Here is a 13,976-nt window from a genome sequence, read left to right on the forward strand (position 1 = left end):
GACGCATCGCACGGATCGTGCGCTTCAGGGGTGTGGGTAGGAACGACAGACACGGCAGGGCAGGACGCGGTTCACAGGACCGCCGCCTCGAGCGGGAGCGAGCGGTCCGAGCGGAGCTAGGGGGGTGCCAGGACCAGTGGCGCGACGCATCGACGTGACCGGGGCGGGCGGCGTACGCCTCGCAGCCTGGGAGTTCGGCGACCCTCCCAAGCCCGACCCTCCCACGAAGCAGCCGACGGACGAGAAACAGGCCCCCGGCGTGCTGTTACTGCACGGCCTGATGGGCCGTGCCTCGCACTGGGCGGCCACCGCCCGCTGGCTCTCCGAGCGGCACCGTGCCGTCGCCCTCGACCAGCGTGGCCACGGACAGAGCGAGAAACCCCCTCGGGCCGCCTACACCCGCGAGGCCTACGTCGAGGACGCCGAGGCCGCCCTGGAACAGCTCGGGCTCGGGCCGGCCGTCCTCATCGGCCACGCGATGGGTGCCCTGACCGCCTGGCAGCTCGCCGCCAAGCGCCCCGACCTGGTCCGCGGTGTGATCATCTGCGACATGCGGGCCTCCGCGATCGGCGCCGCCTCGCAGCGCGAGTGGGAGGACTGGTTCAAGGCCTGGCCCGTCCCCTTCAACACACTCGCCGAGGTCCGCAGGTGGTTCGGCGAGGACGACCCCTGGGTGGAGCGCCCGAGCCCGTCCCGCGGCGAGTTCTACGCCGAGGTCATGCACGAGTCCCCGGACGGCTGGCGCCCCGTCTTCGAACCGGAGCAGATGCTCGAGTCCCGGCAGACCTGGGTGTACGACGCCCACTGGGAGGAGCTCGCCCAGGTCAGGTGCCCCGCCCTGGTGGTCCGCGGACTCGACGGCGAGCTGGGCCGCGCCGAGGCCCAGGAGATGGTCCGCGTGCTGCCCCGCGGCCAGTACGCGGAGGTCGCCGACGCCGGTCATCTCGTGCACTACGACCAGCCGGACGCGTGGCGGGGAGCCGTCGAGCCCTTCCTGGACACCGTTGTCGCGGAACACCTCAAGGGCTGAAGGCGCCGACGGCCCCGCTCACCCCTTGCTGACCGCCGTGAGGATCTCCGGCAGCTGGCGAGCCGTGCGCGGGGCGGCCAGCCGCAGCCCCGCCACCGTGATCGCCGTCCCGTAGACCGTCCCCACCGGCAGCAGCAGCCAGCTCCAGTCGTCGCCGCCCTCGCTGACGTTGAGCCAGATCGTCCCGACGATGACGGGCGCGCACAGCAGGGCCGCCGAGACCATGCCGCCGAGGATGGCCATGAAGGCGAGCCCGGACTGCCCGGGCGCCACGTTCCTGTGGCCCTCCTGCGGGATGGAGTACGGGAAGCGCGCGGACGTCCACGCGCCGGTCGCCAGCATCGCCCCGAGCAGCGCGAAGGACAGTCCGAGCACCTCGGGCAGCTTCGGCCAGTCACCGAGCAGCGCCGTGGTCATGACGGTCACGAGGGTGGCGTACGGCAGGGTGATCACCAGCAGGGCGAGTGCGCGGGCGCGCAGTTCGACGTAGGCGTCCCGGGTCGAGGAGATCGTCATCGCGACCATCCAGAACGCCGACGTGTCCTGTCCGAACTGGTTGTACATCTGCACGCCGAGCATCCCGGCGGCGAAGCAGGCGAAGTAGATCGAGCCGGTGCCCTGCAGGGCGTTGAACAGGGGCACGATCAGACCGATGGCCAGGGAGGTCACCCAGGCGGCCTTGGTCTTCGGGTCGCGCCACACATAGCGCAGGCTGCGTTCCATCACCGTGCCGGTGCGGCCGGCCGGCAGCAGCCGGGACAGGCCGGTCGAGGACCGGTCGCGGGCCTTGGAGTCGGCGGCCTGGAGCGTGGAGCCGTCCGGCGCGGTCATCAGCCGGTCCAGATGACGCGCCCACACGGCGAGCAGGCCCACCAGGGCGGCGGCGGTCAGGGCGAGCTGGAGGACGGCGACGCCGTACGACCCCTCGCTCGCGGAGTCCACCGCGCCGATCGCCGACGCCGGCGGCACCCACCTCAGCACGTCGGCCGGCCCGTCGAGCTGGCCCAGCCCGCCCGAACCCAGCCGCTGCGCACCGAAGTTGACGACCTGCGCGCCGACCGCGATGAGCAGCCCGCTCAGCACGGCGAGGTCCCGGCCCTTACGGCTGGTCAGCAGCCTGAGGTTGGCGGCTGCCACGGCCCGCGCGAGCGCCACGCAGACCAGCAGCGCGAGCACGACACCGACGACCGCGACGACATACGCCACACCGCCGTGCGCGACCGCGACGACCGAGCCGGCCAGCACGCACAGGGTGAACAGCGGCCCGATGCCCACCAACGAGGCGGTGAGCAGGGCCCGTACCAGCGGGCGGGGCCGCAGCGGCAGCATCACCAGGCGGGTGGGGTCGAGGGTCTCGTCGCCGCCGGGGAAGAACAGGGGCATGACCGCCCAGCCCGCCGCCAGCACCGCGACCAGCAGCACGACCACCGACTCGGCGTGCGCGTGCCCGCGCAGCGCGATCAGGCCGATCAGCTGCACCACGGTCAGCAGCAGCACGCTGACGGCCGAGGCGATGTAGGCGGCGCGGCGGCCGCCGGACTGCCGCAGCCCGTTGCGCAGCAGCGACACCTTCAGCCGGACGACAACAGGGGTGACGGACGCGGTGGACGCGGTAGAAGTGCTCACCGGGCGGCCCCGCCGCCCAGCCAGTCGAGGTGGGATCCGGTGTCGCGGCCGCCCGCCCCGACGAGTTCGAGGAACGCGCGCTGCAGGGTGGGAGCCTCGCCGCGGACCTCGGCGAGCGTGCCCTGGGCGCGGATGCTGCCCGCGGCCATCACCGCCACCCAGTCACAGAGCGACTCGACGAGCTCCATGACGTGGGACGAGAAGACGACGGTGGCGCCGGAGGCCGTGTAGCGCTCCAGCACGCCTCGGATCGTCTGCGCGGACACCGGGTCGACGCCTTCGAACGGCTCGTCGAGGAAGAGCACTTCGGGGTTGTGCAGGAGCGCGGCCGCGAGCCCGATCTTCTTGCGCATGCCGGTCGAGTAGTCGACGACGAGCTTGTGCTGCGCACCGGCCAGGTCGAGGACGTCGAGCAGTTGGGTGACCCGCTTGTCGACCTCCGCGCGGGGCAGCCCGCGCAGCCGCCCCGAGTAGACGAGCAGTTCACGCCCCGACAGCCGCTCGAACAGCCGCAGGCCCTCCGGCAGCACCCCGATCCGCGCCTTCACCTCCACCGGATCCCGCCACACGTCGTGACCGACGACCTCGACGGACCCGTGGTCGGGCCGCAACAGCCCGGTGATCATGGAGAGGGTCGTGGTCTTCCCGGCGCCGTTCGGCCCGACGAGCCCGATGAACTTGCCCGCGGGCAGATCGAGATCGATCCCGGCGACGGCGACCTGCTGTCCGAACCGCTTCCACAGCCCGCGCACCCGTACGGCGGCTGTACCCGCCACTGCTCCCGACGTCATGCCTGAACCCTACGGTGGGGCAACGCTCCGAAGGGGTGCGGGAGGGTGCCTCGTGAACTACCGGTCCCGCCCGCAGGCGTAGGCGAGCGGCGAGATCAGCTCCTCCGCGTCCGGCAGCCACCGATTGGCCGGGGTGGGCCGGCAGGCCCACTGCACGGCCCCCCGCGATCCGAACCGGGTGGGCGGCCCGGCCACGTACTCCCCCTCGCCCAGCGCGACCAGATCGAGCGAGGACGGGGACCAGCCCAGCTTCCGCACCAGCTCCGGCATCTTCACCGACGCACCCGGCAGCACGAAGAACTGCATCCGGCGATCCGGCGTCAGCGTCACGGGTCCGAGCGTCAGCTCCATCCGCTCCATCCGTGCCAGCGCGAGAAACCCGGCCGTCTCCGGCACGGAGATCGCGTCGAACGTGCGCCCCGTCGGCAGCAGGATGGAGGCCGTCGGCTGCTTCTGCCACATCCGGCGCGCGACGGTCGCACTGCCGGTCGCCTGGGTCGCCCAGTCCACGCGCGCGGGGTGCGCGCCGGGGACGGCGCACGCGGCGTCGCCGCACGAGCAGCGCTGCACCCCCTCGACGGCTTCCAGCCAGGTGCCGGGGAAGACGTCCCAGTGGCGCTCCTCGGCGTAGCGTACGGCTGTCTCCAGCAGCGATTCCCCGCGCTGCTTCGGAATCTGAACGGCTTCGGTGCCCGCGATCGTCTCTTCCACGCTGAACACAACTCCCGCGCCCACCTCGGGTTACGGGCGTAGCGCGCGCGGGGGAAGCGCATCGATTCCGCATCTGGGGCGCATGGATGCATGTGTGGGGGCGCGCAGGAGGAAGTGGGGAGTGAGCTGGGTAGCCAGGTGTGGGGGCGGCATCCGCCTTTACCCCGGCAATCCTCGCAAGCCTCGCATTTTCGGTACCGCCGCGGGGCATTGATCTTCACGGCCGGATCTTTTCGCTGGACGTATCTCGATCGAGGCGACCCGATCCGGTCGTGGAAGACACGTCAACTCGGTGCGTGGGCAGGCACCGCAGCCACAGGGGGTACGCCATGGCCGCAAGGCCTCTCGTCGCGCGGCAGCCGAACGAACGGCTGCAGGCGCTCATCCAGGAAGCGGGCTGCTCCAACGCGGGGCTCGCCCGCCGGGTCAACATGTGCGGCGCCGAGCACGGTCTCGACCTGCGGTACGACAAGACGTCCGTGGCGCGCTGGCTGCGCGGACAGCAACCACGGGGCCGCGCACCGGCGATCATCGCGGAGGCGCTCGGCCGCAAACTCGGCCGTACGGTCACGATCGACGAGATCGGCATGGCCAACGGCAAGAACCTCGCCTCCGGAGTCGGCCTCCAGTTCTCCCCGACGGTCCTGGGCGCCATCGAGCAGGTCTGCGAGCTGTGGCGCAGCGACGTGGGCCGCCGGGACTTCCTGTCCGGCTCCTCCGTGGCCGCGTCCGCGCTGGTCGAGCCGAGCCGGGACTGGCTGATCTCCTCGGCCGACTCGCAGGTGGCGCGGGCGGCGGGGCCGCGGGTGGGCCAGTCCGACGTGGCGGCGGTGCGCGCGATGACCCAGGCGCTCAGCGACCTGGACCACCAGTACGGCAGCGGGCACGTGCGCCCGGTCGTCGTGCACTACCTCAACAGCGTGGTCTCCGGGCTGCTGGCCGGCTCCTACCGGGAGGCGGTGGGCCGGGACCTGTTCGCCGCGGTGGCCCGACTGACCGAACTCGCGGGCTACATGGCCGTCGACACCGGCCAGCCCGGCCTCGCCCAGCGCTACTACATCCAGGCGCTGCGGCTCGCGCAGGCGGCGGGCGACCGCGGGTACGGCGGGTACGTCCTCGCCGCGTCCATGAGCCACCTCGCCGCGCAGCTCGGAAACCCGCGGGAGATCGCGCAGTTGGCGCGCGCGGCGCAGGAGGGGGCGCGCGGGCGGGTCACTCCGCGCGCGGAGGCGATGTTCCACGCGGCGGAGGCCCGGGGGCACGCGTTGCTGGGCGACGCGCGGGCGGCACAGGTGGCGTCCGGGCGCGCGGTGAACGCGCTGGAGCAGGCCGACGCGGACGCCGGGGACGACCCGGTGTGGATCGCGCACTTCGACGAGGCCTACCTCGCCGACGAGCTGGCGCACTGCCACCGGGACCTGGGGCAGGCCGAGGCGGCGGCACGGTGTGCTCGGGAGTCGCTGGCCGGGCATCCCGAGTCGCGGACCCGGCGCCGGGCCATCGGCTATGTGCTGCTGGCCACCGCGCAGGTGCAGCAGCGGGAGGTGGAGCAGGCCTGCAACACCGGCACGAAGGCGGTGGAGTTGCTGGAGACCCTCCGCTCCAACCGGGGCGCCGAGTATCTCGAGGACTTCCAGCAGCGGCTGGAGCCGTACCGGGACGAGCCCGTGGTAAGGGAGTTCGGGGCGCGACTGGACCTTCAGGCGGCGGCGTGAACGCACGGGGAACGGGAGCCTGAACGGCAGGGAAACGAAGGCGTCGGAGGCGGAAGGGGGCTTGTACAGCGGCTGGGGGACCGGTTCTGTCACCGCGTCCAAGGTGATCTGTTACCGCGGTCACAGGGACGCAGGTCACGCCATGAGCTGCGTGGCACCGGGCTCCGCGGACCCGGTAGCGTGAGCCGACGATTCCGAAGGTCCCCCATTAGTAGGAGTCCCGGTGACGCAGAGTGGACAGGGCGAGGAGCCCTCGGCGCGCGAAGCGCGCGAAGGCATCGTGCTGCCCTCCGACGGCGGGGAACCCCTGCTGCCGGGAACGACGGGTGGATACGGCGGACAGAGCGGCGGGTACGGCGGACAGGGCGGTCAGGGGGGATACGGCGGCCGGCAGGACGGCGCCGGTCACCGCGCGCCGGCGCCCGGTGCGTCGTCCGGCCCGGCGGCCGACCAGCCGCCAGGACCGGCCGGCGGCCAGGCCTGGGGCACGCCCTGGGGCCCCGACCAGCAGCAGGCCCCGGCCCCGCCGCAGGACCAGGGCTGGACGTCCCGGCCCGAGCAGTCCTGGGGAACCCCCGACCAGGCGTGGCGCGCCCCGCAGACGCCGGGCGGCACGTCGTCCGGACCACAGCCGCAGGAGGGCCGGCAGGGGCAGGGCCAGGCGTACGGGGCCGACGCCTACGGCTCCGCGATGCCGCCCGCGGGACCTTACGGCTCTCCCACGCCGCCCCAGGGCCCCTACGGTTCGGCAGGCCCGTACGGCACGGCGGGCGCAGACACCTACGGCTCCGCCGACGCGAGCGCCTCCCTGCCGCCCGCCGACGCCTACGGCGCACCCCTTCCGCCCGCCGACGCCTACGGCGCACCCCTTCCGCCCGCCCAGGGCGCCTCCCTGCCGCCGGCCGAGCCGTACGGCACTCCCGGCGCCGGCGCGCCGCTGCCGCCCGTGGTGCACGGCGGTGGTGGTCACGCCGCTCCGCTGCCGCCCGCCGACGAGGGCGCCACCCAGTACATCCCGCCGGTCGCGGCCGACGGGGCGACGCAGTACATCCCGCCGGTGGGGCCCGGGGCGTTGCCGCCCGAGGTGCACGCCGAGTCGCCCGGCGAGTCGACGCAGTTCCTGGGCCGCGCCCCGCGGGGCGCCGGGCCCGGCGCCGGAGCGCAGCCCGCCGCCGGACCGGTGCCGCCCGCCGGGGGCCCTGACGCCGAGGCCACGCAGTACATCCCGCCGGTGCCCGGAGCGGCGGGTGGCGACCGGCAGCCGCCCGCCGAGTTCGACAACCTCTTCCGCAGCGGGCCCGGCGGCGCGGAGCCGGCCGGGGCGACCCAGCAGATGCCGCGCATCCAGCAGCCCGGCGCCCAGCCTCCGTACGGGCGGCCCGGCGCCCCGCAGTCCTACGGGCAGTCCGCGCAGCCCCCGTACGCCGGTCCGCCCCAGGCCCGCGGGTACGACGACGAGGACGACCGCGGCCCGCGAGGCGGGCGGTCCCGCTCGCGGGTGCCGGTGATCGCCGCCGTGGGGATCGGCATAGCCGTACTCGGCATCGGCGCGGGCGCGCTGCTCGCCGGTGGCGGGGGCGGGGGCGACGACCAGAGCGACAAGAACCAGCCGGTCTCGGCGACCGCCCCGGCGAGCGAGTCGGCCTCGCCGTCGGCCGACCCGGCGCGGGAACAGGCCGCCGCCCTGGACAAGTTGCTGGCGGACAGCGGCGACAGCCGTACCTCGGTGATCAACGCGGTGGCCAGTGTGAAGTCCTGCAAGAACCAGGAGCAGGCGGCCAAGGACCTGCGGGACGCGGCCCGGCAGCGCACCGACCTGGTCACCCGGCTCTCCGGCCTCACGGTGGACGAGCTGCCCGATCACGCCGCGCTGACCGACGCCCTCACCAAGGCGTGGAAGGCGTCCGCGTCGGCCGACAACCACTACGCCGCGTGGGCCGACCAGGCGGCCGGGAAGAAGGGCTGCAAGAAGGGGCAGGCGAGGATCACCGGCCAGACCCAGGCCGGCAACAGGGCCAGCGGCATCGCCAGCGCGGAGAAGACCAAGGCCGCCCAGCTGTGGAACGCGATCGCGAAGACGTACGGCCTCACCGAGCGCCAGCCCACCCAGCTGTGACCCCGGCCCGCGGCTGAGGGACCGTGAACCGCGGGTCCCTCAGCTCAGGTCCGCGCTCTTCAGCGTCTGAGTCACGTCGGTGAAGCCCTCCTTCGCCGACACCAGCCGCCCGGACCGTACGACCTGCAGGGTCACGTCGGTGTTGACCAGGCGGGGGAAGCCGACGGAGGCGAGTTCGCCCTGGAACTCCCAGTGGAGCGTCGGCGTCAGACCGCCCGTGCCGATCTTGAGCCCGCCGTCCAGGGCCCGGCTGACCGTGTCGGCGCTCACCTCGCCGTCGCCGAGCGACTCGACGACCGCCCTGAGCACCGTGTAGGCGATCCAGGTCGTCTGCACCCCGGCGTCCGCCGGGTCGATCCGGTTGTCGCCGAACGCCTTCTCGCTGATGACCTTCTTCATCGCGTCCCACCGGGCGTCGGTCTCCACCGGGTACCAGCCGGTGATGTACGACCCCTCGTAGGGCCCGCTCCGGCCGCCGGACGCGTCGATCACGGTCTGGTCGACGCTGCCGAGGACCGTGCCGGTGCGCACTTGCGGGTACTCCTCGCGGGCGCGGCGGAAGGAGTCCATGAAGGTGCCGGTGCGGTCGCCGAGCGAGGGGACCACGCAGCCCTTGCGCGCCGGGTCGGTGGTGGACCTCCGCAGTGCCTGCTCCGACTGCTCCGAGTACTGGGTGGCGTCCTCCGCCGCCCGCACGTCCTGCGCCTTCGCGTGTCCGCCCGCCGTGAGGCCGGAGTCGAGCAGGACCGGCAGTTCGTCGCCGGCGATGGTGTCGGGCCGCACCAGGGTCACGGAGCCGCAGTCCGGGGCGAGGGCCTTGCCGAGTCCGGCCAGGAGGGTGGGCGCGCCGCCGTTGACCGGGTAGGAGAGGGGGCTGGTGAACTCGTCGGTCGTGACGCCGTAGCCGCCTATGTAGGGGATGCCCGCGCCCTCCAGGGGTGGGAAGAACGAGTCGGCGTACTGGCTGTAGGAGCCGACCACCGCCACGACGTTCTCCTTGACCGCGCGCCGGGCGCACTTCGCCGCGGCCACGCTGTCGTTGTGGTCGTTGCAGGTCAGGACGGTGAGCTCGCGGCCGTCGATACCGCCTTTGGCGTTGATCCAGCGGGCGTACGCCTGTGCGAAGGCGGGCATGCCGGGCTTGTTGGTTGCGTCGGTCTCCTGCGGGGCCCAGGTCATGACCTTGATCGGGCCGTCGTCCCCGGAGCCCCCCGTGACACCGGGGACGACCCCGCAGCCGGCGACCAGCGACGCACTCGCCACCAGTGCTCCCGTCGCGCCTGCGGCGGCTCGGACGGGCCGGGTGAACCTGAGGAGGAAGGTGCTGCGTTTACGTCGCCTGCCGGTCATGGACCCACACGCTTCCGGCACATCACCAACCCAGGAGTGACCTTCGGTTAGGAGACGGTGACGCACAGGTGAACAGCGGGGGCCGGTGCGGCCCTCGGGGCGGGGAACGTACGATCGATGACCGTGCAAGGTTCGGAGAAGTCTTCCCGTCACGGCCGTCGCTCATCCACCATGGGCGGCATGCCACAGAACGACATGCCGTGGTGGCGCTGGCGCAGCAACGTGCGTTCCGCGCTGCACATGCTCTCCGATCCGGTGTTCCAGCGGGACGTCTGGCTGGCCGGTGTCGACGGGTACGGGGACGTCACCGACGCCGTGTACCGCCTGGTCGAGGACACCTGGCTGGACAACTGGTCCGCCGAGAAGTACGTCGGCACGATCTTCCGGGACTCCCAGGAGGCGGCCCTCGTGGACACCGCCGTCCTGCGGGTGCTGCGGATCATGCACCAGGTCGGGCCGGACGCCCCGGTGTCCGCCTACGTCGACCACCAGGGATGGCCGGACGCGATCCGCGCGGCGCGTGACGCGCACGTACGGATGGCGACGGCCGACGGCGAGGACCCGGACACCCCGCCCCGCACCCTCGAGGTGCTGCGGATCCTCACGCGGTCTGCGTAGCGAGACGGCGGGACGGCCGCGGCCCCGGATATGCGACCCTGTCCTGCATGAACGCGCAGTCCAGCCGAGCCGAGGCTCCCGCCGACCAGTACGTCCTCACCCTTTCCTGCCCCGACAAGCAGGGCATCGTGCACGCCGTGTCGAGCTATCTCTTCATGACCGGCTGCAACATCGAGGACAGTCAGCAGTTCGGTGACCACGACACGGGACTGTTCTTCATGCGGGTCCACTTCTCGGCGGAGGCGCCGGTGACCGTGGACAAGCTGCGGGCCAGCTTCGCGGCGATCGGTGACGCCTTCCACATGGACTGGCAGATCAACCGGGCCGACGACAAGATGCGCATCGTGCTGATGGTCAGCAAGTTCGGGCACTGCCTGAACGACCTGCTCTTCCGCGCCCGGATCGGCGCGCTGCCGGTGGAGATCGCCGCAGTGGTGTCCAACCACACGGACTTCGCCGAGCTCGTGGGGTCCTACGACATCCCCTTCCACCACATCCCGGTGACGAAGGACACGAAGGCGGAGGCCGAGGCGCGGCTGCTGGAGCTGGTCCGCGAGGAGAACGTCGAGCTGGTCGTGCTCGCCCGCTACATGCAGGTGCTCTCCGACGACCTGTGCAAGCAGCTCAGCGGCCGGATCATCAACATCCACCACTCCTTCCTGCCGAGCTTCAAGGGCGCGAAGCCGTACCACCAGGCGCACACCCGGGGTGTGAAGCTGATCGGCGCGACGGCCCACTACGTGACCGCCGACCTCGACGAGGGCCCGATCATCGAGCAGGAGGTCGAGCGCGTCGGCCACGACGTGAACCCGGACCAGCTCGTCGCGATCGGCCGTGACGTGGAGTGCCAGGCGCTGGCGCGCGCGGTGAAGTGGCACGCGGAGCGCCGGATCCTGCTCAACGGGCGGCGGACGGTCGTGTTCGCCTAGGAGCCCGGCGGCTCTGTTTCGCGGGCGGCCGCGGGTGCGTGGAGGGCTGGTCGCTCAGTTCCCGCGCCCCTTGAGCAGTTCCACTGGACGCCCTTTCAGGGGCGCGGAGAACTGCGCGAGCAACCACGCGTCACTCGCAGCCGCCGACGAAACGGCAACCAGCCCCTACATCCGGCTCAGGCTCGCCGCCGCGAACAGCACATCCCTGATCGCCTCCCGATCACCCAGCTGCCCCGCCGCGGCCTCCGCAGGAGACACGTGGCCCGCAGCGAGCCTGCAGAATTCCACGCCGTCCAGAGCGACATGGGCGACCTCGTGGTCGGCGGAGCCGACCGCGCCGGGGGAGTCCAGGGGGATCAGCCACTCGCCGCCGCCGTGGCCCTCGATCTCCAGGCGCAGGCTGCGGCCGGGTTCGCCGGCCGGTACGAGGTGCCGGCCGGCCGCCGGTGCCGCCCGCCCGGTCTGCCGGCGTACCGCCAGCACGGTGGGCAGCATGCGGGCCGCGAGGTCGATCATCCGGTTGAGGTGGCGTGGCGAGGGCGGGCCGTAGGGATAGTCCACCGCCTCGGCGATGTCCTCCGCGTGCACCCAGCACTCGAAGGCGCGGTCCAGCATCGCGTCGTGCAGCGGCAGCTCGAAGGTGCCGTACGAGACGGCCGGTCGGCCGGTGCCGACGCCGGTGAAGGACACCGTGCGCACCAGGTCGTGGCTCTGCTCCCGCCAGGGCACCCGCACCGAGCGGGTGGGCGGGAAGTGCGAGGCCCGCCAGTACGCCTCCGTGCGCCCGGCCGGGGTCGGCGCGTCCGCACGGACCTCGCCCAGCGGGTCGTCGAGCCCCAGGGCCACGGCGATCAGACCGTCCACCGTGAGCAGGTGGGCGATGACCCCGGCGACCGTCGTACGGCGGCTGGTCGCCTCGTCGGCCTCGAACCAGCGCAGCCGCACGGGCGCGTGCCACTCGGCGTCGCCTATGTCCTGGAGCAGGGCGTCCAGCCGGGCCGTCTCGGCGTCGTACGGCGTCGCCCAGTCCGGCACCGGGATGCGCGGCGGACGCCGGTCGAGGCAGCTCTCCAGGACGCGGGTGCGCAGGCCGGGGTCCAGGTCGAGGCTCTCGGGGCGTTGCAGCAGGCCCACCGCCTCGCGCAGCCGCAGGGCCTCGTCCGCGCAGCTTCCGCAGCCGCCGAGGTGCTCCTCCACGGCCTCCGCCTCCTGGGGGGAGCAGGCGGCCAGCGCCCACGCCCCGAGGAGCGACTTCAGGACGGGGTGCTCCAGCACCAGCGGCGGGACGGACGGAATCGGCTCCTCCAGGGCGGGCAGCGGCCGGTCGCCGTCCTCGACGGACGCCCGGGGCATGGGGATACGGGGCGGCTGACCGGGGGCGGGGACGGGACCGGAGCCGCCAGAGCCGTCGCCGGGGCCGCCGGGACCAAAACCGCCGGAGCCCTCGCCGGGGTCCCCGAAGCCGTCGGCCGGGCTGCCGGAGCCGGCTCCCGAGTCGCGGGAAACGCCGTGGCCGCCCCACTCACCGCCGTCCGCGCCACCCGAGTCGCTTCTGGCCCCCGCGTCCCCCGGACCGCCCTCCTCGCCGATGCCGCCTTGAGCGCCCCGGTCCTCGGGCCTGCCCGAGCCGCCGTACGCCTCGAACCGGTCTGCTCCGCTCACGCCGCACCCCCGTATCCGGGAGGCGCGCCGGGCGCCCCGGCGTCGTGGGCGGTGGACAGCAGTTGCAGGCCGAGGCGGAGCCGGCGGCGGGCCTCGTCCTCGGTGACGCCGAGGTCGGTGGCGGTCTGGCGGTAGTCGCGGCGCTGGAAGTAGGCGAGCTCCAGGGCGGCGCGCAGGGGGACGGGCATGGACTGGACGATGTAGTCGGCGCGGGCGGCGACCGAGGCGTGGCGGACCTTGCGCTCCAGGTCCTCGGTGGTGCCGTGGCCGTCCTGGGCCAGTGCGGCGGTCTCGGTGGCGCGCAGCCGCTGCACGGCGAGGCGGTGGGTCAGGGTGGCGACCCAGGTGCGCAGCGGGCCCTGTTTGGGGTCGTAGGTGTCGGGGTGCTCCCAGACATGGGCGAAGACCTCGCGGGTGATGCCGTCGGCGGCGCGTTCGTCCCCCAGCACCCGGTGGGCGAGGCCGTGCACGAGGGAGGCGAAGCGGTCGTAGAGCTCGCCGAGGGCCGCCGCCTCACCGCGCGCGAGCCGCTGTTGCATCTTGCGGTCCCAGCGGGGCGGTGTGTCCTTCTTCGCCATGCGGCCCTCTCAGCCTGCCCGTGTCCCGGCTCGTGTCGCGGACTGTGTCCCTGTCAAGCCTGCGCCCAGCGTCTCCTCGAATGTAGTCGGCACCTCCGGTGGTGCACGCCCCTTTGTTCCAATGCGCGCCCCCGGCGGTCACCTCCTGGTAGAGGGGTCGGGCGGCGCCTACCCACCCATCCCTCCGATCAGACCTGATCGAACAGGATCGAATGCGACTGAAACAAGCCTCTTTCGCCTTCCTGCCGTTTCTGGGCCCGTGTTTCAGGGAACTGCCGCTGGGCAGCCGCGCTGCAAGGAAGCGAAGGGACGGCTTCCGGTTGCTTTCCGGCGAGCGAAGGGCATGGTGGTGGCGTTCAATGTGACCGACAGCGGGCAGGGCGATTGGGCCGTGCTCCAGGTGTCGGGCGAGCTGGACCTGGTGACGTCGCCCGTGTTGCGACAACGGGTGCACGACGAGGTGGCCGAGGGCCGTCACAGTCTCGTCCTCGATCTGTCCGAGGTGTTCTTCTGCGACTCCAGCGGCGTCGGCGTGCTCATCGCCTCCCGTCGCCTCATCCGCTCCTGCCAGGGCCGGCTCCGTCTGATCCTCCCGGCTCAGGGCGCGGAGGACGGCTCCCACGTCAACCGGGTGCTGGGCGCGCTGGGCGTGCGCAGACTGTTCGACGTGCATCCCGACCTCGCGTCGGCAGTGAGCGAGGAGGCCGGCCCGCTGTCCGCGTGACGGCGAGGCCGCCCGGCCGGACGAGGGCTGTGGTTCTGCCACACCGTCGTCCCGAAATTCACCCGGTCCTGGCACAAGCGTCGCTTTCCCGCGCCCGGAGATGCCCTCGCGTCGTACGCTCCGTGC

Annotated in this window: 12 protein-coding genes; 6 read left to right on the plus strand and 6 right to left on the minus strand. The window is 72.9% G+C overall.

Features of this window, described 5'->3' with window-relative positions; translation table 11 throughout:
* Positions 1–136: 136 nt before the first annotated feature.
* Positions 137–1,030 carry an alpha/beta fold hydrolase gene (locus AQJ84_RS19390; protein WP_030042489.1) on the plus strand — a complete coding sequence of 298 codons (894 nt, stop codon included), beginning with the start codon at positions 137–139 and terminating at the stop codon, positions 1,028–1,030.
* Positions 1,031–1,048: 18 nt separating this feature from the next.
* Here the strand turns inward: AQJ84_RS19390 and AQJ84_RS19395 are convergent, their stop codons facing one another.
* From AQJ84_RS19395 to AQJ84_RS19405, 3 genes are read right to left on the minus strand one after another with little or no spacing between them, the layout of a single operon-like run.
* Positions 1,049–2,680, minus strand: a complete 1,632-nt coding sequence (locus AQJ84_RS19395; protein ID WP_051870096.1) for a hypothetical protein — start codon at positions 2,678–2,680, stop codon at positions 1,049–1,051.
* On the minus strand, positions 2,653–3,447 hold the full coding sequence (locus AQJ84_RS19400; RefSeq protein ID WP_053191100.1) for an ABC transporter ATP-binding protein: 795 nt from the start codon (positions 3,445–3,447) through the stop codon (positions 2,653–2,655). Before AQJ84_RS19400 ends, AQJ84_RS19395 begins: the two co-directional genes overlap by 28 nt.
* A 57-nt stretch (positions 3,448–3,504) precedes the next feature.
* Complete coding sequence (locus tag AQJ84_RS19405; RefSeq protein WP_037803620.1) at positions 3,505–4,167, minus strand: bifunctional DNA primase/polymerase; 663 nt, start codon at positions 4,165–4,167, stop codon at positions 3,505–3,507.
* 320 nt (positions 4,168–4,487) lie between these two features.
* On the opposite strand from AQJ84_RS19405, the gene AQJ84_RS19410 reads away from it, so the two are divergent.
* Entirely contained in the window at positions 4,488–5,873 is a 1,386-nt protein-coding gene (locus tag AQJ84_RS19410) for a hypothetical protein (RefSeq protein WP_053191102.1), read from the plus strand.
* Positions 5,874–6,096: 223 nt separating this feature from the next.
* Positions 6,097–7,989: a hypothetical protein gene (locus AQJ84_RS19415; RefSeq protein ID WP_053191104.1), complete on the plus strand. Its 1,893-nt coding sequence runs from the start codon at positions 6,097–6,099 to the stop codon at positions 7,987–7,989.
* Between the two features lie 39 nt (positions 7,990–8,028).
* Here the strand turns inward: AQJ84_RS19415 and AQJ84_RS19420 are convergent, their stop codons facing one another.
* A complete protein-coding gene (locus AQJ84_RS19420; RefSeq protein WP_030042482.1) occupies positions 8,029–9,339 on the minus strand; it encodes an ABC transporter substrate-binding protein in 1,311 nt (436 codons plus the stop codon).
* Positions 9,340–9,456: 117 nt separating this feature from the next.
* Here AQJ84_RS19420 and AQJ84_RS19425 point away from each other — a divergent pair, with 117 nt between their 5' ends.
* Together AQJ84_RS19425 and purU are read left to right on the plus strand one after the other, a co-directional pair.
* The gene (locus tag AQJ84_RS19425) at positions 9,457–9,957 is read left to right on the plus strand and encodes an SCO4402 family protein (RefSeq protein ID WP_030042481.1); all 501 of its coding nucleotides are present in this window, start codon (positions 9,457–9,459) and stop codon (positions 9,955–9,957) included.
* Between the two features lie 47 nt (positions 9,958–10,004).
* On the plus strand, positions 10,005–10,886 hold the full coding sequence (gene purU, locus AQJ84_RS19430) for a formyltetrahydrofolate deformylase (protein ID WP_030042480.1): 882 nt from the start codon (positions 10,005–10,007) through the stop codon (positions 10,884–10,886).
* Positions 10,887–11,051: 165 nt separating this feature from the next.
* On the opposite strand, the gene AQJ84_RS19435 is transcribed toward purU, so the two are convergent.
* A complete protein-coding gene (locus tag AQJ84_RS19435; protein ID WP_374935391.1) occupies positions 11,052–12,548 on the minus strand; it encodes a zf-HC2 domain-containing protein in 1,497 nt (498 codons plus the stop codon).
* Positions 12,545–13,126, minus strand: a complete 582-nt coding sequence (locus tag AQJ84_RS19440) for a sigma-70 family RNA polymerase sigma factor (protein ID WP_030042478.1) — start codon at positions 13,124–13,126, stop codon at positions 12,545–12,547. Before AQJ84_RS19440 ends, AQJ84_RS19435 begins: the two co-directional genes overlap by 4 nt.
* 343 nt (positions 13,127–13,469) lie before the next feature.
* On the opposite strand from AQJ84_RS19440, the gene AQJ84_RS19445 reads away from it, so the two are divergent.
* The gene (locus tag AQJ84_RS19445; protein WP_030042477.1) at positions 13,470–13,850 is read left to right on the plus strand and encodes an STAS domain-containing protein; all 381 of its coding nucleotides are present in this window, start codon (positions 13,470–13,472) and stop codon (positions 13,848–13,850) included.
* Positions 13,851–13,976 lie beyond the last annotated feature (126 nt).

The organism is Streptomyces resistomycificus (assembly GCF_001514265.1).
Lineage (GTDB): Bacteria > Actinomycetota > Actinomycetes > Streptomycetales > Streptomycetaceae > Streptomyces > Streptomyces resistomycificus.

Coding starts and splice junctions, on each gene's coding strand:
- AQJ84_RS19400 (WP_053191100.1), bottom strand. CDS start 3,447: ATGACGTCGGGAGCAGTGGCGGGTACAGCCGCCGTACGGGTGCGCGGG.
- AQJ84_RS19410 (WP_053191102.1), top strand. CDS start 4,488: ATGGCCGCAAGGCCTCTCGTCGCGCGGCAGCCGAACGAACGGCTGCAG.
- AQJ84_RS19420 (WP_030042482.1), bottom strand. CDS start 9,339: ATGACCGGCAGGCGACGTAAACGCAGCACCTTCCTCCTCAGGTTCACC.
- AQJ84_RS19425 (WP_030042481.1), top strand. CDS start 9,457: ATGACCGTGCAAGGTTCGGAGAAGTCTTCCCGTCACGGCCGTCGCTCA.
- purU (WP_030042480.1), top strand. CDS start 10,005: ATGAACGCGCAGTCCAGCCGAGCCGAGGCTCCCGCCGACCAGTACGTC.
- AQJ84_RS19440 (WP_030042478.1), bottom strand. CDS start 13,126: ATGGCGAAGAAGGACACACCGCCCCGCTGGGACCGCAAGATGCAACAG.
- AQJ84_RS19445 (WP_030042477.1), top strand. CDS start 13,470: ATGGTGGTGGCGTTCAATGTGACCGACAGCGGGCAGGGCGATTGGGCC.